Origin of the sequence: Salarchaeum japonicum, assembly GCF_020614395.1 — an archaeon.
GTDB classification, from domain to species: Archaea; Halobacteriota; Halobacteria; order Halobacteriales; family Halobacteriaceae; genus Salarchaeum; species Salarchaeum japonicum.
Map to the genome: position 1 here is coordinate 1,028,296 of NZ_CP085324.1, position 18,536 is coordinate 1,046,831.

Consider the following 18,536-nt stretch of genomic DNA (forward strand, 5'->3'; position numbering starts at 1 on the left):
CCATAAGCCACTTTACGTGGACACTCGTTGCGGGTAGTAGGTGAACTAACGATGTCCGAACTGCCTGTCTCACGGCGAACCGCGCTGAAGGGTGCCGGTGGCGCAGCTATCGCGACGCTCGGAGCGGCGACGGTCGTCAACACGACCACCGCGGCGAGCGACGACGGCTGGACAAAAGTGTCCAGCCCGACGGAGAAAACGCTCTACGGCGTCAGCGACACGGTCGCCGGGCCGGTCGCGGTCGGGAAGACGGGGAACATCCTCCACCGGAAGGCCGACGGCTGGGAGGTCGTCTACAACGCCGGCCCGGCGACGCGGAGCAACAGCCTCCGCACGGCCGCCGTGACCGACGACGGCAAGCGCGTCTGGTTCGCGGGCTCCAGCGGCGCGATGGGAACGTACGACGTGGAGACCGGGATGAAGACCGACTACTCCGCGCCCCACGGCATGACGAGCACGTGGGAGGCGATTACGGTCACCGGAGCGCGCGACCAGGAGACCGTGTACGTCGCGAACGGCTCCGGCGAAGTGCTCAAGGGCACCACCGACTCCGAGGGCTGTCTCGTCTGGACGAACGACAGCGACGAACTCCGCCTCCAGAAACCGGGGAGCGGCTCCACGATTCCCGCCATCGACGCCCGCGAGAACGGCACGGACACCGTCCACGCCATCGACACGAGCGGGAACGCGTTCGAGACCGCGGACGCCGGCACGACGTGGACGGACGTGGGAATCCCGGACGCCCAGGTCGCGTTCTACGACACCATCTCGTACAAGCAGGACGGCACCGAGTACGTCTACGTCACGGGCGGCACCGGGAAGGTCTACCGCCTCGACTGCTCCTGTATGCGCTGGACGCCCATCGACCTCGGGTCGAAAGCCCTCCGCGGCATCGACCAGGTGGCGAGCGGCGAGAAACTCATCGTCGGCTCGAACGGCGTCGCGTACGAGGCGAAGGCGGGCGGCACCTGGGAGTCCGCCGACACGGGCGTGACGGCCACGCTCTACGAGGCGTCCCTCAAAGACCACTACGACAGCCCGAGCGGCACGAACGTGGACGTGGTCGTCGGCTCCGGCGGCACCATCCTCGAACGCTAGTCGATAGCGCAGTTGTTCGGGCCGAGTTCCAGCTCGGTGAGTTCGGTCTCGTTCTCGACGGTCTCGCGGCCGCGATTGATGGCGATGACGCGCTCGTAGTTCGGCGGTTTCGCCGGCGCGCTCGCGGTGAGTCGCTCCACGAACGCGTCCTCGGACAGCGACAGCAACGGGAGGCGGTCGCGGAGCGCGCCGACCCGGGCTTTCACGGGCTGACCGGGCGGCGTCGGCGACCACGTGCCGTCCGCGGCGACGCTCGCGTGCCCGGGGAGCACGGCGAGCGAGTCCGGGAGCGCGAGGAGGGTTCGCTGGAGGCTCTCGTGCTGGAGGCGCGCCCCCCGGTCGGCGTCCGCGTCCCCGAACTCCAGTTCCGTCCGCCCCACGGAGTCCGTGAACAGCGCGTCCCCGGTGAGCACCGCGGCGTCCGCGACGAGGTAGCTCGTCAGGTCGGTCGTGTGGCCCGGCGTCGGCACGGCCTTCAGGGAGACGCCGCCCACCGATACGGTCTCGTTCCGCGCGATTTCCTCGTACTCGTAGGTCACGTCGCGTTCGCGGGCGTTCGCGCCAAGGTGGTAGGGCACGTCGAGGGCGTCCGCGAGCCGTCGGCCGCCGGAGACGTGGTCGGCGTGGACGTGCGTGTCGAGCACGCGCACGACCTCCCAGTCCCGTGCGTCGGCGAGGGCGCGGAACCGCTCCGTGTGCCGGGTCGGGTCGACGACGGCCGCCTCCTCCGTTCGCGGGTCGGCGACGACGTAGCCGAGACAGCCCTTCGCGCGGCGCTGCACCTGCACGATTTCGAGGTCGCTCCGCGCGACGACCGGGACGGTCTCGTAGACGGCGCTCCAGTCGCGCATGCCGCCGGCGACGACGGACACGTCACGGTAGCCCGCGGCGTCGAGTTCCTCCGCGAGGAAGCGCGAGGACGTTCCCTTCGCGCAGATGGTGAGGACGCGGTCGGTGGTGTCGAGGCCGTCGGGGAGCGCGTCCGCGGGGAACGGCTGGTTCGGCTTGTACGGGACGTTCGCGGCCCCGGGGAGGTGCCAGGCGTCGAAGCTCTCGGGCGGGCGCGTGTCGAGGATGGCGGCGTCGGCGTCCGCGTCGAGGAGCGCGGCGAGTTCGTCGGGCGTGGTGGTCGCGGGCACACCCGGGCTTGGTGGGTGGCGAACTTAGATGCACCCGATACTGTTATATGGTAACAATACTCACTAAGGTGTATGAGCGACGCGCGAAGCGGCAGTCCGGCGCTCCGACCCGTGGACGCGGCGATACTCGACTTCCTCGCGGACGGCCGCGTGGAGTACGCGGCCATCATCGCCAACCGGGTCGGCGCGCACACGCCCTACGTGGAGCGCCGCTGCGCCGTCCTCGCCGACCGCGGCCTCGTCGAACCCGTCACGGGCGAAGTCGTCTTCCGCGCGACCGACGCCGGCAAGCGCGCCGTCACCCCCGGCGGGTTCCCCGAGTAACGCCGCGCTTACCCGTCTACCGTTCTCAGCGACCGTATGGAGTTCCGTGACGCCCTCGCCGCCGACGGCGTCGTCGTCATCGTCGGAGCCGGCGGGAAGAAGACCACGGCGTTCGCGCTCGCCGACCGCATCCCGCGCGCCGTCGTCACCACGACCACCCGCGTCCCCGACCTCACGGAGCGCGTCTCGACGTTCCGCGTGACCGACGACCCGCGCGCCGCAATCGAGGCCGCGGCCGACTTCCCGGTCGGCGTCGTCGCCGGCGAGTACCGGCCCGGCCACTACCAGGGCTACGACCCCGACACCGTCGCCGGCCTCCGCGACCTCGCGGACGCCGTGCTCGTGAAGGCCGACGGCGCGCGCGGCCGCGAGTTCAAGGCCCCCAAGGAGGGCGAACCGCCGATCCCCGCGAACACCGACACCGTCCTCCCCGTCGCCTCCACCGCGGTCGTCGGCGACCCGCTCACCGACGAGTCGGTTCACCGGCCCGAGCGCGTCGCCGCGCTCACCGACCTCGAAACGGGTGACACCATCGAACCCGAGCACGTCGCCGCGGTGCTCGCACACCCCGACGGCGGCCTGAAGAACGTCCCAGCGGACGCGACCGTGATTCCCGTCCTGAACAAAGTCGACGACCAGGAGCGCCGGGATATCGCCGAAGAAATCGCGTCGGGCGTCCACGAGCGCGCGGACGTGGCGCGGGTGGCGCTCACCAGTCACGTCCGCGACGACCCGCTGGTCGGCGTTCGCTAGTCGATGCGGACGGCGGTCGCGCCCGCGCGGACGAGCGGGTCGGCGGCGTCCGCGTGCAGGGCGACCGTGCCCGCGCGGATGCCGTCCGTGACGTGCGCGACCGCGTCCACTGTGGCGTCGCCGTCCACGGTCGAGACCGCGACGCGGTCGCCGTCCGCGACGCCGAGTTCGGCCGCGTCCTCGGTGTTGAGGCGGAGGCGGTCGTCGCCGGCCTCCATCCCGAACCCGCCCGCGCGGCTCGCGACCACCAGCGCGAACGCACCCTCCGGAATCCGCGACGCCTCGAACGACGGTTCGACGAACCGCGCGCGGCCGTCCGCGGTCGCGAAGGACTCCGTGTAGAGCGTGTCTTCGCCCTGCGGCCAGCGCTCGCCGTCCGGCCCGCCGTGGAGGTCGCTCACGGCCGCGAGTTCGCGCGCGGTGTCCTCGACGTCGCCCGCAAAGGCGTCACCGGCGAGCCGGCGGCCGAGGCCGCCGAGAATCGCGTGGTCGGAGCGCGCGTCCCCGGGCGGGTCGGCGCGCGGGGAGAGCCGCTGGACGCGCCGGTCGAGCGAGGTGACTGTCCCGGGTTTTTCGAGGCCGACGGCGGCCGGGAGCACCACGTCGGCGTGCGCGGTCGTCTCCGACTCGAACACGTCCAGCACGACGAGCGTGTCCAGGGACGCCAGTCGCTCCGCGACCTCGGCTTCGTCGCGCTTCGACACCCCGGGGTTCTCGCCGACGACGAGCACGCCGCGCACGTCCTCGCCGAACGCCGGCAACGCCTCCTTCTCGGTCAATCCCGGCTCCCGGGGCGGTGCGACGCCCCACGCGTCCGCGAGGCGGGCGCGCGCCGACTCGTCGTCCAGCGGCGCGTGACCGGGGAGGCCGTCGGGCCGACAGCCGGCGTCGGTCGCGCCCTGCTCGTTGTTCAGTCCGCGCAGGAGGCCGAACCCGGTACCGGGCCGACCGACGTTCCCGGTGAGCGCGAGGAGGTCGAGGAGCGCGTTCGGCGTCGCGCCGCCGTCGTTCTCCACGCCCGTCGCGGCGAGCACGGCGACCCGGTCGGCGTCCGCCACCGCGTCCGCCACCGCGTCCACCGCGTCAGCCGACACGCCAGTCTCCGCCGCCGCGCTCACGGGGTCGATGTCCGCCACCGCGTCCGCGTACGCCTCGTAGCCGGTCGTGCGCTCGTCGAGGAAGTCCCTATCCACGTCGCCGCGTTCGACGAGGCGCGCGCACACCGCCTGGAGGAAGCGCGCGTCCGACCCGGGCCGCGGCGCGACGTGGTGGCTGGCGAGCCGCGTCGTCTCGTTCTCGCGCGGGTCGACCTGCACGAGCGTCGCGTCCCCCCGGTTCACGGCGGGGCGGACGAACGAGTCGAAGAACACGGGCTGCTGGACTGCCGGGTTCGCGCCGACTGCGAGCAACAGGTCGGTGTCGTCGAGGTCGTCGGCCGCGAACGTCGTCGCCGGATACCCGAACCGCTCGATGAGCGCGCCCGCCGCCTCCTCGTGGCACGCCCGCGCCCGGTTGTCCACGTTGTTCGTACCGAGGGCGCGCGCGAGCTTCTGCAGGCGATAGTTCTCCTCGTTCGTGCAGTGCGGCGCGCCCAGAAACGCGAGCGCGTCCGCGCCGTACTCCGCGCGAACCCCCTGAAGGCCGTCCGCGGCGCGGTCGAGCGCGCGCTCCCACGACGCCGGGACGAGGTCGCCGTCCTCGCGGACGAGCGGCGTCGTCAAGCGGTCGGGGTCGTCCAGCACGCGGGGCGCGCGGATGCCCTTCGCGCAGAGGCTTCCGTCCGGGTTCGCGGGGCCCGTCCGGCCGACCGCGCGGTCGCCGTCGTCGCCGACGTCGAGCCGGCAGCCGACCGCGCAGAGCGGGCAGACGGTTCCCTCCGCCATCAGTCCTCGGAGCGGAGGCGACTCCCCTGCGAGCGGAGCACGGAGAGGAGGTAGCCGAGTCCGGCGCGGATGTCCGCGTCGAACATCGCGCCGACGAGCGCGAACGGCCCCGCCGGCTCCGATTCCTCCTCGGCCTCCCCGACCGCGTCGAGCACGCGGTTCAATCCGGCGACCGTGGTCTCGTCCACGTCGAGCGCGGACAGCACGCCCGCCATCTCGATGAGTTCGTCGAGGTCGCCGGACTGCTGGAGCGCGAGCACGGAGTCCAAGGCGTCCGCGAGGTCGTCGCTGTTCTCGCCGACGCCCTCCGCGAGTGCGACCGTGCCCTCGGTCGAGAGCGCGTCACCGGCCTCGACGAGCGTGACGATGGACTGCGTGACCTTGTCCACGTCGTCGTCGTCCGCGCTCGCGATGACGAGAATCGCCGTCTCCAGGACGGCTTCGAGCTCGTCCGTGTACTCGATGGCGTCCGCGTAGTCCCCGCCGTACTCCTCCAGAACGGAGCGCAGGGCGTCCTCGCCCTCCTGCGGTCGCTCGGGTTCGACGTTCAGCGCCGCGTCGGGAACGTCAGTGGTCGGTTTCGCCATCGTTAGTCGTCACCCGAGACAGGTTCGCGCGTCTCGAAGTCGACGTCCGGTTCGCCCTCCACGGGCGTCACGCGCACCGCGGACACCTTGAACTCCGGCGTGCGGGCGTGCGGGTCGAGGCGCTCCGAGTCCGTGAGTTTGTTCACGCACGTCTCCGCGAAGTGAATCGGCGCGAACACCGTCCCCGACCCGATGCGGGCGGTGACCTGCGCGGGCACCGTGATTTCGCCGCGGCGGGATTCGAGCGTGACGAGGTCGCCGTCCTCGATACCGTAGTCCGCCGCGTCCTCGGGGTTGATCTCCACGAAGTCGCGGTCGTTGTACCCCTGGATTCCCTCCTCGGGGTGCGTCATCGTCCCCGTGTGGTACTGGTAGAGCACGCGCCCGGTCGTGAGCGAGAGCGGGTAGTCCTCGTCCGGGAGTTCACCCGGCTCGTTGTACCCGACGGCCTGCAGGTGCGCGAGCCCGTCCTCGGTGTTGAACTCCTCGGTGTAGAGGCGTTCCGTGCCGGGATGGTCGAGGTCGTAGCACGGCCACTGCAGGCCGCCCTCCTCCTCGACGCGCTCCTGCGTGATACCGCCGTAGATGGGGGTGAGCTGGCGCATCTCCTCCATGATTTCGGCGGTGTTGTCGTAGTCCCACTCGCGGCCCATCCGGTTCGCGAGGTCCTGGAGGATTTCCCAGTCGGTCTTCGAGTCGCCCTTCGGGTCGATGACCTGCTTCACCATCTGGACGCGGCGGTCGGTGTTCGTGAATGTCCCCGTCTTCTCCAGGAACGAACACGCGGGCAGCACCACGTCCGCGTACTTCGCGGTGTCGTTCAAGAAGAGGTCCTGGACGACGAGGAACTCCATCTCCTCCAGAACCTCGGAGGCGTGGTTCGACCCGGGTTCGGAGAGCGAGGGGTTCTCACCGATGCAGTACATCCCCTGGAGTTCGTCCTCGTTCGCCGCGAGGAACATCTCCGTCGTGTAGAACCCGGGTTCGGGGTCGATTTCGCAGTCCCAGGCCTCCTCGAACTTCTTCCGGTTCTCCTCGTCCGTGATGGACTGGTAGCCGGGGAAGTTGTCCGGGAGCGGCCCCATGTCGCCGCCGCCGCCCTGGACGTTGTTCTGCCCGCGGAAGGGGGACACTCCCGTCCCCGGTTTGCCGAGGTTGCCGGTGATGGCGGCGAGGTTCGCCATCGCCATGATGTTCTCCGTGCCGTGGGAGTGCTCGGTCAGGCCGAGCGTCCACCCGAACACGACGCGGTCGTTGCTCGTGATGGTCTCCGCGGCCGACTTCAGTTCCTCGGGCGTGACGCCCGTGACCTCCTCGACGTAGTCGGGCGTGAACTCTTGGACGGCCTCACGCACCTGGTCGATGCCGCGCGTGCGCTCTTCCACGAACTCCTCGTCGTAGAGGTCGTTCTCGATGATGTACCGGACGAGGCCGTTGATCCAGACCTGGTCGAACCCGGGCCGGACTTCCGTGTACTGGGTGGCGTACTCGGCTATCTGAACCTCGCGGGGGTCGAAGACGACGAGCTCCTTCCCGTCCTTGACGTGCTGCTTGATGCGCGTCGCGAGCACGGGGTGGGCTTCGGTCGTGTTCGACCCGGTGAGGAAGATGGCGTCCGCCTGCTCGAAGTCCTCCGTCGAGACGGACGCGGCACCGTAGCCGTACGTCCGCGCGAGCCCGGCGACCGTCGAGGAGTGACAGAGCCGGTTGCAGTTGTCGACGGTGTTCGTCCCCAAGACCTGTCGGGCGAACTTCCCCATCAGGTAGTTCTCCTCGTTCGTCGCCTTCGAGGACGCGATCATGCTCATCGCGGAGCCGCCGTACTCCTCCTTGATGTCCTGGAAGCCCTCGACGACGCGCTCGTAGGCCTCGTCCCAGGAGGCTTCGCGGAACTCGCCGTTCTCGTCGCGGACGAGCGGCGTCGTCAGCCGGCCCTCGGAGTCCACGAAGTCGTACGTGAACTTCCCCTTCACGCACGTCGAAATGCCGTTCACCGGCGACTTCTCGGGTTCCGTGGGCCGGGTGGCGAGCACTTCGTCGCCGTCCGTGTACACGTCGAACCGACAGCCGACCGCGCAGTAGCCGCAGGTCGTGTCCTCGACGGTGAGGTCTTCGAGGCGCTTATCGCCGATGGTGGTCGCGATGTCGAACAGCTTCCCCTCGGGGAGCGTTCCCGCGGCCGTCCCCTCGGCGACGTGCTCGACGTTCGACAGCGCCTTCTTCCGGGCGCCCTGCATGAAGCCGGCGACGCCCTCCTTCTGTTCCTCGTCGTCCGTGGTGCGTTCGTCCAAGTTCGTCATGGCCAGTCACGCTCCTCGTCGCCACCCGTCTCCCGGGTGGTCTCGGTTACCTGGTCGCGCTTCATCGGGGTCATCGGTCCCTTCTCCACGTCCGCGGACTCCACGACCTTCCCGACGCTGTTCTTCTGATTGAACCCGGGCAGGGGGATAGTCGTCGCGTCCTCGATGCCTTTCTCGACGAGACTCCCGGTCGGGCAGACGGTGACGCAGTGCCCGCAGGAGACACAGGTCGAGCCCTCCATCGTGTCCGAGCCGTTCTGGAACCCGATGCGGGTGTCCCCGCCGTGGCCCTCCATGCGGAGAACGCCCTCGACCTGCACGTCGTTACACGCCTCCACGCAGCGGTTGCAGAGGATGCACTTGTTGCGGTCGATCTGGATGAAGTCGCTCGTGTCGTCGATGGGTTCGTACTCGTCGCGGTCGTCGAGCACGCCGTACCGGGGTTCCTCCACGTCGTTCTCGATGGAGACGTCCTGGAGGTCGCACCGGCCGTTCTTCCCGCACGTCGTACAGCGGAGGTTGTGGTCGGAGAGCACGAGGTCGAGGTTCACGTCCCGCGCCTCGGACGCGGGAGCGGCGTCCGTGGACACGTCGAGGCCGTCCTCGGCGGGCGTGCTGCACGCCGGCACGACGCCCTCGTCGGTCTCGACCATGCAGGTTCGACACTCGCTCCGCGGGCCGATGTCCTGGCGGTCGTAGTGACAGAGCGCGGGCACGTACTCGTCGGTCTCGACTTCCTCGACGGCGTCGAGCAGGGTCGAACCCGCTTCGACCTCGACCTCCTGGCCGTCCACCGTGACGGTCGCGGTCTCCGCGCTCGTCACGTCGGGGTCGCTCGCGGTTCCGGGCGCAATCGTCTCCGTCAGTGGCGGTACGTCGAACTCCGAATGTGGTTCTGGTTCGTGTGAACTCATGGTTTCGCCCTCGCTGGCTCCTCTCCTGTCGCGTCAGAGAGACACTGTCCGGCGGGACACGTCCCCTGCGCGTGCGCTTCGAACTCCTCCGCGAACTCCTGGAGGCCCGTGCGGACGGGCCGCGGCGCGTGCTGGCCGAACGCGCAGACGCTCGACGACTCCATCACGCGCATCAGTTCGTCTATCTTCGGGCGGTCGAGCGACCCCTCGTACACGTCCCGGAGGAGTTCGGTCAACTGCTTCGACCCCTCGCGGCAGGGCACGCACCGCCCGCAGTTCGCGTCCTCCGCGAACTGCGCGCGCTTCCCGACGAACGCGACCGGACACGCGTCCGGGCCGAGCACTTCGAGCACGCCGTCCGTCCCGAGGTCGGCGGCGTCGAGCGCGTCCGGCGTCGGCGTCACGTCGAGGTCGGTGGTCAGGCCGCCGAACCGACCGCCGACGAGCACGCCCGTGTAGTCGCTGACGCCGGCGGCGTCGAGCGCGGTGTCGAGCGCGTCGTCCGCGGTGAGTTCGAGCGTCGCCTCGTCGGCGTCCCCCGTCACGGACAGCACGCGCGAGTCCGTGGGTTCGCCGCGAACAGCGGCGGCGACGTGCGCGACCGTCCGCGCCGTGTGCACCACGGTCGGCTCGCCGAACACGCCCTCGACCTCCGGCCCCGGCGGGCGGAGGCGGGCTTCGAGCCGATGGTTGCCCTCCACGGCCTCGATAGCCATCGTCGGTTCCGCGGCGCGGTACGCCGCCGGCCCCTCCACCACCGACACGTCCACGGGGAAGTCGGGGTAGGCGTCCGCGGCGGCGGTGAGCGCGTCCCGGGCGGCCTCGTCGTCCTCGCTCACGTACACGAACACCTGCACGGCGTCCACGACGCGCGCGACGTGCGCCGCGCCCTCAAGTACAGAAAACGGGTCGCTCTCCCCGAGGAGCGCGTCGCCGGGGTTGCCGTGGGCGTTCACGACGACGGCGGGACTGCCGTCGCGCTCGCGGACGCCCTCCCAGAGCGGGCCGACGGGTTCGTCGGCGCTCCAGTCCCCCCAGCCGCGCCCGAGCACGCCGCCCGCGCTCTCGACGACAGCGTCGGGGTCGGCGTCGGTGAAGCCGACCGCGTCGGCGTACGCGTCCGGGTTCGTCGGCGCTATCCAGCCGCACCGCGCGAGCACCGAGCGCTCCGCCCCGAACCCGTCGAGGTCGGGGAGCGGGAGCGCCGCCGCGTCCGCTGTATCGACCGTCGCGTCCCCGTCGGGAAGCGCGCCGTCCCCGGCGAGCGCGTCCGCGACGGCTTCGGCGTCCGCTGGTGTGGCGTTCGCGTAGAACGTCGTCTCGTCGCCGTCGCTCGCGGCGAGGAGCGGTTCGACGCCCGGCACGCCCGTCGAACCCGCCTCGACGACTGGTGCGTCCGCTCGCTCGCGGGCGGCCGCCGCGACGTCCCCCGACTCGCGACCGGCGACCCGTACCGCGAGTCGCTGGCTTCCTACAGTTTCAGACATCGTGCATCGTCTCGAACAACTGTTCTCAAGCCAGCCCCAAATAAGTTTGTTCACGCCGCCTATCCGCCAGAAAGCGGCGACTCGCGCCGGTTCGAACGACGCGCTTTTCCAGCGGCCACAACTACTATGCGCGATGCCCGACCAGCGCGACCGCGGCGTCGTCCTCGCCGGCGGCGACAGCACGCGGTTCGGCGACGCCGACAAGGCCCTCGCGGCCGTGGCGGGGACGCCGATGGTGCGCCGCGTCTTCGACGCGCTCGCGGACGCCACCGGCACGCCGCCCGCCGTCGCCGCCGGCTCCAGCCCCCCCGACGCGTACCGCCGCGTCCTCCCCGACGGCGTGCGGTTCGTTCCGGACGACGACGACTACGCCGGCCCGCTCGCCGGCCTCGCCGCGGCCGCGGCCGGACTCGACGCCGACTGGCTGTTCGCCGCCGCCACCGACCTCCCCCGGCTCGACGCGCCCGCCGTGCGGTGGCTCGCGGCCGAACGCACCCCGGACTGCGACGCGGTCGTGCCGGTCGCCCCGGACGGCGTCCAACAGCCGCTCTGCGCGTGGTACCGCCGCAGGGCCGTTCTCGACGCGCTCACGAACGTGGCGGGGACGGCGGGACCGCGCGCCCTCCTCGACCGCCTCGCCGTCCGCCGCGTCACCCAGGCCGACGCGCCGCCGGCGGTGTCGCTCGCGGACGCGCTCACGAACGTCAACACCCGCGACGAGTTCGGCTCCCTCGACCCCTGACCGCGCCGCGCGCCGCGCGCCGCGCGCCTCGTCTTGGTAACAGTCGTAATCCCACGGTACGGATTCCCTACCCGCGGAAGCCGGTAGTTACGGTTGGTTAGCGAATTTTTATACTCCTGTGAGTCCCCGGGCTAAGGTGATGTCCACAGTCAGCGCAGACAAGAACAGGTGGCTCATCGCGCTCTCGGCGGTCGCGATCCACCTCTCCATCGGTAGCATTTACGCGTACAGCATCTACCAAAACCCGCTCCAGGAGAGCCAGGGCTGGTCGAGTACTGACGTCACGCTCGCGTTCTCCATCGCCATCTTCGTCCTCGGCTTCACGGCCGCGTTCCTCGGGAAGTACGTCGAGAAGTACGGCCCCCGGAAATCCGGGCTGGCCGCCGCCGTCCTGTACGGCCTCGGCATGATCGGCTCCGGGCTCAGCGTACAGATCGGGAGCCTGCCGCTGTTCCTCGCCGCGTTCGGCGTCGTCGGCGGCATGGGTCTCGGTCTCGGCTACATCACTCCCATCGGCACGCTCGTCGAGTGGTTCCCGGACCGCCGCGGCATGGCGACCGGCCTCGCCGTCATGGGCTTCGGGGCGGGCGCGCTCGTCACCAGCCCGCTCGGCAACGAACTGATGCTCAGCTTCAGCACGGGAGCCGCGGAGTACACGCCCGGCGGCATCGCAACGACCTTCTACGCGCTCGGCGCGCTCTACTTCGTCCTGATGGCGGCTGGCGCGAGCTACCTCAAGAAACCGCCCGAGGACTGGCTCCCCGAGTCGATGCACGACATCGAGGACGCCCAGGAGCAGGCGTCCGGCGCGCTCCCCGGCCTCGACATCCTCAGCGCCGCGGAAGCCCGCGGAACCCCGCGCTTCTTCCTCATCTGGGGCATCGTCTTCATCAACATCACCGCCGGTATCATGCTGCTCGCGTTCGCGTCCCCGATGCTCCAGGAGATCGGCGGCGCAACCGCTACCACCGCAGCGTTCATCACGGGCTACATCGGCATCTTCAACGGCGGCGGCCGCATCTTCTGGTCGACGCTCTCCGACTACATCGGTCGGACGACGACCTACGCGGCGTTCATGGTCATCCAGATCGTCGCGTTCTTCGTGATGGTGCAGATCACGGGCGTCTGGGCGCTCGCCGCGCTGTTGTTCCTCATCATCACGTGCTACGGCGGCGGGTTCGCGTGCCTGCCGGCGTACCTCAGCGACCTGTTCGGCACGAAGGACGTGTCCGCGATTCACGGCTACGCGCTGACCGCGTGGGCTATCGCGGGCGTCGTCGGCCCACAGCTCGCGTCCTACGTCGTCGAAACCACCGGTAACTACACGAACGCGCTCTACGTGGTCAACGGCCTGCTCGTCGTCGGCCTCGTCCTCGTCGTCGTCCTCTGGCGGCGCCTCCAGCGCTTCGAGGAAGCGAGCGCGTCCCCCGCGTCGGCCTAACGCCGCACTCGCGGATTCCGCGGTTCCGTTTTCTCTTATCGAACGCGTCGCGTCGGCCCGACCCTGGACAGCGATTCCGCCGCGCGCGAGAGGTCGGTCGCGTCCACGAACGGGTAGACGCCGTCCACGAACGAGAGCGCGGCGCGCATCCCGGGCGCGTTCGGCGACCACTGCTCGTCCGCGGCGAGCGGGTTCAGCCAGAGCAGGAGGCCGGCGCGCCGCGACAGCCACGCGAGTTCGCGCTCCAGGCCGGTGACGCCGCCGCGTTCCAGGCCGTCGCTCACCACGACGACGACGCGGTCGCGGCCGACGGCGCTCGCGTGGGCCGTGCGGAGCGACCGGAGCGCGTCCGTGAGTCGGGTGCCGCCGCTCCACTCCGCGTTCTCGTCGGTGAGCGCCGCGACGGCGTCCTCCGTCGTTTGCGCGTCGAACGCGTCCGAGACCTCGCGCAGGCTGGTGTCGAAGAAGAACACGCGCAGTCGGTTCCACGCCCGGCGGAGCGCGTGCAGGACGGAGAGCAGGGCGTCCCGGTCGAGCGCGTCGAGCACGGACTCGCTCACGTCCACGAGCGCGACCCCGCGAACCCGGGCGGACTCCCGGGAGCGCGTGGGTCGTTCCATCGGGACGCCGCCGTACCGCACGCTCTCCCGGAGCGCGCGCCGCACGTCCGGCGTCTCCTCCCCGGTCGTCCACCGCCGCCCCGGGAGCGCCGCGAGCGCGTCCGTGAACGCCGCGACCGCCTCCCGGGAGTCCGGCGGAGCGGCGTCGAGCGACACCGGCCGACTGCCCGCGTCCGCCGTGTACGCGTCGCCCCGGCCGCCCCGGCCGGCGTCCTCGCCCCCCGACCCGTCCCCGAACCCGCTCCCGCCGCCGTCCTCGTCGGGGGTCGCGGCCGCGTCGTCCCCGCGCCGCCCGACGAGCGGGTTGTCCTCGTCGCTCCCGTCGCTCCGCGGGTAGTCGGCGTTCTCGCCGCGAACGCGCGCCCAGAACGTGTCGAACAGGCGGTCGAACGCCTCGCCGTCGCCCGGACGCGTGCAGAGCGCGGCCCGGAGCGCCGCCCGGACGCGCCCCGCATCGCGAGCGTCGAGCGCCGCCACCGCTCGCGCCGCGGACTGCGCGCCGTCACCCGGCACCGCAACCCCGGCCTCGCGGAGGTGCGCGACGAACGCGACGAGTTCGCGGCGGACGTGGGCGTCGAGCGTCACGCTACGCCCCCGTGTTCACGCCCGCGGCGGCGAGCACGTCCCGGAGCGCGTCGTCGTCGAACCGCTCCACGTCGTCCGCGTCCTTGAGCACGCAGGACAGCGTCTCCCGCACGGACTCGGCGGTGACCGTGTCGCGGCCGAGCACGGAGAACGCCTCCGCCCACTCCAGGGTCTCCGCGACGCCCGGGGGCTTGCGGAGCGGGCGCTCCCGGAGTTCCTGCACGACCCCGCAGAGGTCGGCCGCGACCCCGGAATCGAGTTCGGGAACCTTGCGCTCCAGAATCTCGCGCTGGCGGGCCGCCGACGGCGGTTCGAGGTTCAGGTAGAGACACCGCCGCTTCAGCGCGTCGCTCACCTCCCGCGTCCGGTTCGACGTGAGCACGACGACTGGCGGCGTGTCCGCCTGAACCGTGCCGAGTTCGGGAATCGACACCTGGAAGTCGCTCAGCACTTCGAGCAGGAGCGCCTCGAACGCCTCGTCCGCCCGGTCTACCTCGTCCACGAGCAGGACGGGCGGGCGGTCGCCGTCGCTCCGGAGCGCCCGGAGGAGCGGGCGTTCGAGCAGGTACTCCTCCTCGAACACCGACTCCGCGCCCGTCTGCGCGTCGAGGAGTTGTTTCGTGTAGTTCCACTCGTAGAGCGCCTCCTCGGCCGCGAGGCCCTCGTAGCACTGGAGGCGCACGAGGTCGGTGTCGAACCCGCGCGCGAGCACCTTCGCGAGTTCGGTCTTCCCCGCGCCCGGTTCGCCCTCGACTAACAGCGGCTTCCCGAGTCGGAGCGCGAGCAACGCCGTCGTCACCACGTCGTCGCCCGCGACGTACCGCTCGCGCTCGAACACCGACCGGAGGTCCGATTCCGACACCTCCGAGAGGTCGTCCATACCCACGATTACGCTCCGAGGCCTAAAGACTCGCCGGGCTACCGCCGGGTCGCGCGCGTCGCCGTCGCCTTGAACGACGCGACGACCGAACGCCCCGCGCGCAGGTCGAGGCGCTCCCGGCTCTCCTCGGTCACGAGCGCGAACACGGGCGTCCCGGTTCCGACGGCCACGGCGACGAGCGAGACGGCCTCGCCGCGGTCGATGCTCGCAATCGTTCCCTCGAATCGGTTCCGGGCGCTGGTCGCGTCCGCGTCCGGGGCGTCCGCGGGGTCGTGGAGCGTCACGGCGTCCGCGCGCAAGCATACCTGTACCGCGTCCGCGTCCGGCGGGACGAGCGCGCGCACCCGGCCCGCCGCCGTCTCGACCGTGCCGAGTTCGCCGTCGCGGGCCTCTACTGTCCCGTCGAGCACGGCCTCGGCGGTGTCGGCTATCGAGGCGTAGCCGGCGCGGAGGCGGTCGAAGCGCGCGAGCGTCTTCCGGGCGTTCTCCGTGAGTCGGCTCCCGCCGCCGCCGGAGCCGCCGCGCTGGCGCTCCACGAGCGGGCCGAACGCCGCTTCGAGGTCGGTGATGCGGGCGTGCGACCGCGAGTACGACCGCCCCAGTTCGTCCGCGGCGGCGTGAATCGACGCCGTCTCGTCCACCGTTTCGAGGAGGCGGGCGTCGCGCTCGGTTAACGTCACGCCGTCCGCCCGGAGTCGGGCGTCGAAGTCCGCGTCCATACGCCAGTGTTCGTCCCCGCGAGCAAAACGGTTATGCCGCACTCGACACAACCGCGTTGTATCCATGGGAGAACAACGGTCGCGGCGCGCCGTCCTCGCCGGGGCGGGGGCGTCCGCCGCGTACGCGCTCGCCGGCTGTCTCTCCGCCGCGGGCGACACGGGCGACGAGACCGACCTGACGGTGTTCCACGCGGGTAGCCTCTCCCCGCCGTTCGCCGCCGCCGAGGACGGCTTTGAGGCGGAGACCGGCGCGCGCGTCGTCCGCGAACCGAAGGGGTCGGTCGCGTCCACGAAGAAGGTGACGCGGCTCGGCCGGCGCGCCGACGCCCTCGGCGTCTCCGACTTCCGCCTGCTCCGCGACCGCCTCCTCCCCGACGACGGCGACTGGTACGGCATCTTCGCCACGAACGCGATGGCCATCCAGTACACGCCCGACTCCACCGGTGCGGACGAGATCTCGCGGGAGAACTGGTGGGAGGTACTCTCGCGGGACGACGTGACCGTCGCGCACTCCGACCCCGCCGTCGACCCCGGCGGCTACCGCGCCGTCATGAGCATCCGCCTCGGCGCGATACCGTTCCGCGGGAGCGCGCTCTACGACGCGGCCACCCGCGACGCCATCCTCGACAATACCGTCGTTCCGACGGGCACCGAGGCGAAACTCACCGCGCCGCTCCGCAGCGGGAAGTACGACTACGTCGTCTACTACCGGTCGCTCGCGTCCACCGCCGACCTCCCCTGGATAGCGCTCCAGCCGCAGGTCGCGCTCTCCCGGGCGACCGACGAGTACGCCGCGCACTACGCGAAGGCGACGGTGGATACTGACGCCGGGACGTTCGTCGGCGCGCCCATCGCGTACGGCATGACCGTCCCGTCGGTCGCTCGCTCGCCCGAGCTGGGCGCGCGCTGGGTCGCGTACTTCGCCACCGACCCCGGCCGGCGCGCGCTCCGTGACGCCGGCCTCGAACCAGTGACGCCGCTCGCCGTCCCCGCCGACAGCGCGGACGCCGTCCCCGACCGCGTGCTGGCGCGGGCGAGCGCGACCGACCACCTCGGCCCGCTCTCCCTCTGATGTCCGACCGCCCCGGCGACCGAACCGTCCTCCTCGCCGTCCTGACCGTGCAGGTCGTCGCGTTCGCAGTCTCGCTCGCGCTCGGCTACCCGACGCTGTACGCGGTCTTCATGGTCGTCTCCGCGATAGCGCTCGCGTACGGCGCGAACGCCGGCCTCGCGGGGATGGCGGGCGCGGCACTCGCGGCCGTCCTCCTCGTCGCGCTCGCGTTCCCGCTCGCGCTGTTCACCGCGCGTCAAGACCCGGAACTCGTCCTCGAAACACTCCGCGACCCCGCCGTCCACCGGATGCTGTACGTCTCGCTGTACGCGCCCCTGCTCGCCGCCGCGCTCGCCGTCACCACGGGCCTCCCGCTCGCCTACCTCCTCTCCCGCGACCCGCCCGGCGGCGCGCTCCTCCAGAGCGTCGTCGACCTCCCGCTGGTCGTCCCGCACGCCGTCGCCGGCATCGTCGTCCTGTTCGGGTTCGGCGAGGGCGGCGCGTTCCCCGGCCTCCCCGTGCTCGGAACCGTCACGGGCGCGGTGCTCGCGATGACGTTCGTCTCCGCGCCGTACGCCGTCAACAGCATCCGGAACGGCTTCGAATCAGTGGACTCCCGGGTCGAGCACGCCGCCCGCGTCCACGGCGCGAGCGCGTTCGAGACGTTCCGCCGCGTCACCCTCCCGCTCGCCGCCAGGGGCGTCCTCACCGGGGGCGTGCTCGCGTGGGCGCGCTCCGTCAGCGAGTTCGGTGCGGTCGCCGTCGTCGCGTACACCATCGAGTTCTTCTACCCGCTCGCGGGCGAGAGCGTGCGCTCCTCGCACGCCCCCGTCTTCGTCTTCAAGACGTACCTCGCGGGGTCGCTCGACGAGGCGAACGCCGTCGCGTTCGTCCTGCTCGCGGTGAGCATCGGCATCTTCGTCGTCGTCCGCCGCGTCGCGGACGACGGGGGGCGAGTGCTGTGACGCGCGGTCTCGACGCTCGCGTCCGCGCGACGTTCACGACCGAGGGCGCGGAGCCGTTCGACGTGGACGCCGCGCTCTCCGTCCCCCCGGGCGAGACGCTCGTCGTGCTCGGGCCGAGCGGGAGCGGGAAGTCCCTCCTCCTCGAATCCCTCGCGGGCCTCCACGACGGCGACGGTCACGTCCGCCTCGACGGCCGCGACGTCACGGACGACCCGCCCGACTCTCGGGGGTTCGGGTTCGTGTTCCAGGACTACGCGCTCTTCTCTCACCGGAGCGTCCGCGAGAACGTCGCGTTCGGCCAGCGCTACCAGTCGCGGCCGGTCGCGGACGCGGACGACGAGCGGTCGGCGTTTTCGCTCGCCACGACAGCGGACGAGACCGCGCCCCTCCCGAATCCGGACGCGCTCCTCGCCGCGCTCGGCGTCGCCGACCTCGCGGAGCGGTCGCCGGACACGCTCTCGGGCGGGGAGCGCCAGCGGGTCGCGCTCGCGCGCGCGCTCGCCGTGCGGCCGGACGCGCTCCTGCTGGACGAACCGCTCTCCGCGCTCGACGAGCCGACGCGGCGCGCGCTCCGCGACGACCTCGCCGGCGTGCTGGACGGCGTGACGGCGGTGTACGTGACGCACGACCGGACGACGGCGCGCGCGCTCGCCGACCGGGTCGCCGTGATGGCGGACGGCCGGATTCGACAGACCGGCACTCCCGCCGAGGTGTTCGAGACCCCGGAAACCCCGCGGGTCGCGCGGTTCGTCGGCGCGAACGTCCTCAACGGAACGCCGTTCGGGTATGCGGGGGAGCGGGTCGCGGTGCGGCCCGAGCACGTCGAACTCGGCGTCGCCGACGCGAGCGCCCGCGGGACGGTCGAGCGCGTGACGCGGGAGGACGCGGCGTTCCGCGTGGTTCTCGACCTCGATGGCGAGCGCGTCGCGGCGTTCACGACCGACCCGCCGACGCCGGGCGAGACGGTCGCGCTCGGGGTCGCAGACGCAGACGTGACGGTGCTCGCGGCGGAGTGAGCGACGCGAGTGTGGGACACCGACCCATACAC

17 protein-coding genes are annotated in these 18,536 nt (G+C 71.4%); 8 read left to right on the forward strand and 9 right to left on the reverse strand.

Features of this window, described 5'->3' with window-relative positions; all coding sequences use genetic code 11:
- The first annotated feature begins 51 nt into the window (after positions 1-51).
- A complete protein-coding gene (locus tag LI334_RS05890; protein ID WP_227262241.1) occupies positions 52-1,098 on the forward strand; it encodes a beta propeller repeat protein in 1,047 nt (348 codons plus the stop codon).
- Here LI334_RS05890 and LI334_RS05895 read toward each other — a convergent pair.
- Positions 1,095-2,237, reverse strand: a complete 1,143-nt coding sequence (locus LI334_RS05895; protein ID WP_227262242.1) for a rhodanese-like domain-containing protein — start codon at positions 2,235-2,237, stop codon at positions 1,095-1,097. The genes LI334_RS05890 and LI334_RS05895 overlap by 4 nt on opposite strands.
- Positions 2,238-2,309: 72 nt before the next feature.
- Here LI334_RS05895 and LI334_RS05900 point away from each other — a divergent pair, with 72 nt between their 5' ends.
- On the forward strand, positions 2,310-2,561 hold the full coding sequence (locus LI334_RS05900; protein ID WP_227262243.1) for a hypothetical protein: 252 nt from the start codon (positions 2,310-2,312) through the stop codon (positions 2,559-2,561).
- 36 nt (positions 2,562-2,597) lie between these two features.
- Positions 2,598-3,314, forward strand: coding sequence for a selenium cofactor biosynthesis protein YqeC (yqeC, locus tag LI334_RS05905; RefSeq protein ID WP_227262244.1), 717 nt, complete (start codon positions 2,598-2,600; stop codon positions 3,312-3,314).
- Here yqeC and LI334_RS05910 read toward each other — a convergent pair.
- From LI334_RS05910 to LI334_RS05930, 5 genes are read right to left on the reverse strand one after another with little or no spacing between them, the layout of a single operon-like run.
- The gene (locus LI334_RS05910) at positions 3,311-5,197 is read right to left on the reverse strand and encodes a molybdopterin oxidoreductase family protein (protein ID WP_227262245.1); all 1,887 of its coding nucleotides are present in this window, start codon (positions 5,195-5,197) and stop codon (positions 3,311-3,313) included. The two genes, yqeC and LI334_RS05910, sit on opposite strands and share 4 nt — an antisense overlap.
- A complete protein-coding gene (locus LI334_RS05915; RefSeq protein WP_227262246.1) occupies positions 5,197-5,784 on the reverse strand; it encodes a DUF1641 domain-containing protein in 588 nt (195 codons plus the stop codon). Before LI334_RS05915 ends, LI334_RS05910 begins: the two co-directional genes overlap by 1 nt.
- A gap of 2 nt (positions 5,785-5,786) precedes the next feature.
- The gene (fdhF, locus tag LI334_RS05920) at positions 5,787-8,084 is read right to left on the reverse strand and encodes a formate dehydrogenase subunit alpha (protein ID WP_227262247.1); all 2,298 of its coding nucleotides are present in this window, start codon (positions 8,082-8,084) and stop codon (positions 5,787-5,789) included.
- On the reverse strand, positions 8,081-8,998 hold the full coding sequence (locus LI334_RS05925; protein ID WP_227262248.1) for a 2Fe-2S iron-sulfur cluster-binding protein: 918 nt from the start codon (positions 8,996-8,998) through the stop codon (positions 8,081-8,083). The genes fdhF and LI334_RS05925 overlap by 4 nt, the downstream gene beginning before the upstream one ends.
- Positions 8,995-10,485, reverse strand: a complete 1,491-nt coding sequence (locus tag LI334_RS05930) for an NADH-ubiquinone oxidoreductase-F iron-sulfur binding region domain-containing protein (RefSeq protein ID WP_227262249.1) — start codon at positions 10,483-10,485, stop codon at positions 8,995-8,997. Before LI334_RS05930 ends, LI334_RS05925 begins: the two co-directional genes overlap by 4 nt.
- Before the next feature lie 133 nt (positions 10,486-10,618).
- On the opposite strand from LI334_RS05930, the gene mobA reads away from it, so the two are divergent.
- Positions 10,619-11,227 carry a molybdenum cofactor guanylyltransferase gene (gene mobA / locus LI334_RS05935; RefSeq protein ID WP_227262250.1) on the forward strand — a complete coding sequence of 203 codons (609 nt, stop codon included), beginning with the start codon at positions 10,619-10,621 and terminating at the stop codon, positions 11,225-11,227.
- Between the two features lie 139 nt (positions 11,228-11,366).
- A complete protein-coding gene (locus LI334_RS05940) occupies positions 11,367-12,668 on the forward strand; it encodes an L-lactate MFS transporter (RefSeq protein WP_227262251.1) in 1,302 nt (433 codons plus the stop codon).
- Positions 12,669-12,703: 35 nt separating this feature from the next.
- Here LI334_RS05940 and LI334_RS05945 read toward each other — a convergent pair whose 3' ends face one another.
- From LI334_RS05945 to LI334_RS05955, 3 genes are read right to left on the reverse strand one after another with little or no spacing between them, the layout of a single operon-like run.
- Entirely contained in the window at positions 12,704-13,873 is a 1,170-nt protein-coding gene (locus tag LI334_RS05945; RefSeq protein WP_227262252.1) for a VWA domain-containing protein, read from the reverse strand.
- A 1-nt stretch (position 13,874) separates the two neighbouring features.
- Positions 13,875-14,753: an AAA family ATPase gene (locus LI334_RS05950; RefSeq protein WP_227262253.1), complete on the reverse strand. Its 879-nt coding sequence runs from the start codon at positions 14,751-14,753 to the stop codon at positions 13,875-13,877.
- 38 nt (positions 14,754-14,791) lie between these two features.
- A complete protein-coding gene (locus LI334_RS05955; protein ID WP_227262254.1) occupies positions 14,792-15,472 on the reverse strand; it encodes a TOBE domain-containing protein in 681 nt (226 codons plus the stop codon).
- Between the two features lie 64 nt (positions 15,473-15,536).
- On the opposite strand from LI334_RS05955, the gene LI334_RS05960 reads away from it, so the two are divergent.
- From LI334_RS05960 to LI334_RS05970, 3 genes are read left to right on the forward strand one after another with little or no spacing between them, the layout of a single operon-like run.
- A complete protein-coding gene (locus LI334_RS05960) occupies positions 15,537-16,544 on the forward strand; it encodes an extracellular solute-binding protein (RefSeq protein ID WP_227262255.1) in 1,008 nt (335 codons plus the stop codon).
- Positions 16,544-17,488, forward strand: coding sequence for an ABC transporter permease (locus LI334_RS05965; protein ID WP_227262256.1), 945 nt, complete (start codon positions 16,544-16,546; stop codon positions 17,486-17,488). The genes LI334_RS05960 and LI334_RS05965 overlap by 1 nt, the downstream gene beginning before the upstream one ends.
- Positions 17,485-18,504 carry an ABC transporter ATP-binding protein gene (locus LI334_RS05970; protein WP_227262257.1) on the forward strand — a complete coding sequence of 340 codons (1,020 nt, stop codon included), beginning with the start codon at positions 17,485-17,487 and terminating at the stop codon, positions 18,502-18,504. The genes LI334_RS05965 and LI334_RS05970 overlap by 4 nt, the downstream gene beginning before the upstream one ends.
- The last annotated feature ends 32 nt before the right edge of the window (positions 18,505-18,536 follow it).

Excerpts from the sequence above, each read along its gene's own strand:
- LI334_RS05890 (WP_227262241.1), top strand. The coding sequence starts at position 52 with ATGTCCGAACTGCCTGTCTCACGGCGAACCGCGCTGAAGGGTGCCGGT.
- LI334_RS05900 (WP_227262243.1), top strand. The coding sequence starts at position 2,310 with ATGAGCGACGCGCGAAGCGGCAGTCCGGCGCTCCGACCCGTGGACGCG.
- yqeC (WP_227262244.1), top strand. The coding sequence starts at position 2,598 with ATGGAGTTCCGTGACGCCCTCGCCGCCGACGGCGTCGTCGTCATCGTC.
- LI334_RS05910 (WP_227262245.1), bottom strand. The coding sequence starts at position 5,197 with ATGGCGGAGGGAACCGTCTGCCCGCTCTGCGCGGTCGGCTGCCGGCTC.
- LI334_RS05915 (WP_227262246.1), bottom strand. The coding sequence starts at position 5,784 with ATGGCGAAACCGACCACTGACGTTCCCGACGCGGCGCTGAACGTCGAA.
- fdhF (WP_227262247.1), bottom strand. The coding sequence starts at position 8,084 with ATGACGAACTTGGACGAACGCACCACGGACGACGAGGAACAGAAGGAG.
- LI334_RS05925 (WP_227262248.1), bottom strand. The coding sequence starts at position 8,998 with ATGAGTTCACACGAACCAGAACCACATTCGGAGTTCGACGTACCGCCA.
- LI334_RS05930 (WP_227262249.1), bottom strand. The coding sequence starts at position 10,485 with ATGTCTGAAACTGTAGGAAGCCAGCGACTCGCGGTACGGGTCGCCGGT.
- mobA (WP_227262250.1), top strand. The coding sequence starts at position 10,619 with ATGCCCGACCAGCGCGACCGCGGCGTCGTCCTCGCCGGCGGCGACAGC.
- LI334_RS05940 (WP_227262251.1), top strand. The coding sequence starts at position 11,367 with ATGTCCACAGTCAGCGCAGACAAGAACAGGTGGCTCATCGCGCTCTCG.
- LI334_RS05950 (WP_227262253.1), bottom strand. The coding sequence starts at position 14,753 with ATGGACGACCTCTCGGAGGTGTCGGAATCGGACCTCCGGTCGGTGTTC.
- LI334_RS05955 (WP_227262254.1), bottom strand. The coding sequence starts at position 15,472 with ATGGACGCGGACTTCGACGCCCGACTCCGGGCGGACGGCGTGACGTTA.
- LI334_RS05960 (WP_227262255.1), top strand. The coding sequence starts at position 15,537 with ATGGGAGAACAACGGTCGCGGCGCGCCGTCCTCGCCGGGGCGGGGGCG.
- LI334_RS05965 (WP_227262256.1), top strand. The coding sequence starts at position 16,544 with ATGTCCGACCGCCCCGGCGACCGAACCGTCCTCCTCGCCGTCCTGACC.